This is a genomic window from Priestia sp. P5_B4, assembly GCF_056400385.1.
This window is the reverse complement of sequence record NZ_JBFULJ010001380.1, coordinates 1-683: the sequence shown is the minus strand read 5'-3', so window position 1 is coordinate 683 and position 683 is coordinate 1. Positions and strand designations below refer to the sequence as shown.

Here is a 683-nt window from a genome sequence, read left to right as displayed (position 1 = left end):
AAAAATGAGATAGTAGGGATCGAATTAAACACAAAAGCTAGAAGAATTTAAATAAATAAAAGATATGTTCACTCTACCAATGAAAAAATCCGAACGARTKTGATTCTYYAYSAAGAATCTCGATTCATCGTTCGGATTTTCCTTCAACTAAAATACGTTTGTCCCAGTCTCTTTTAATTATTCCTCGTTATTTGTATCTTCCTCTGAAGGTAAGTGCTTCCCGCAAAACTCTTTTACAGCTTCTTCTTCCTCTTCTTCAAGGTCGAAGTCTAAGACTTTATTTGTTGAAACTTCGTAGAAATGAGTTTGGGCAATAGAAGTGTTATCTTTGCCTTTAATATATACTAAGCGTAGTGCTAGGTCGTTGCCCGTATATAATTCGTCATCTTCTTCTACCTCAATGTATAAATGAAATTCATAGCGTTCACCTAGAAGGAGACCAAATGGATCCTGCAATTGTTCAGCTGTATATTCTTTAATTGTAAACATATGTACGTCCTTTCCATATATCAGTAAAATGCTTGCATCATCTATTATAGTTTTTCTTTGCAAAGAAAGAAAGTGCATGCGTAATCCATGCACGGATTTATTCCTTGATCATTCTATTTAGCAAATCGATGGCGCAAGAACTTCGATGATTTACTTAAAGGCGGAAGAAACGCGCGTATGTTTTTGCTTATACA

Annotated in this window: 1 protein-coding gene; it reads right to left on the bottom strand. The window is 34.7% G+C overall.

Going from position 1 to position 683, the window contains the following annotated elements; all coding sequences use genetic code 11:
• Positions 1-177 precede the first annotated feature (177 nt).
• Complete coding sequence (locus AC1DRF_RS31110) at positions 178-489, bottom strand: DUF6509 family protein (protein WP_097824378.1); 312 nt, start codon at positions 487-489, stop codon at positions 178-180.
• Positions 490-683: the final 194 nt, after the last annotated feature.

What these genes read in the sequence shown, in the direction of transcription:
- AC1DRF_RS31110 (WP_097824378.1), bottom strand. Translation starts at nt 489, where the DNA reads ATGTTTACAATTAAAGAATATACAGCTGAACAATTGCAGGATCCATTT.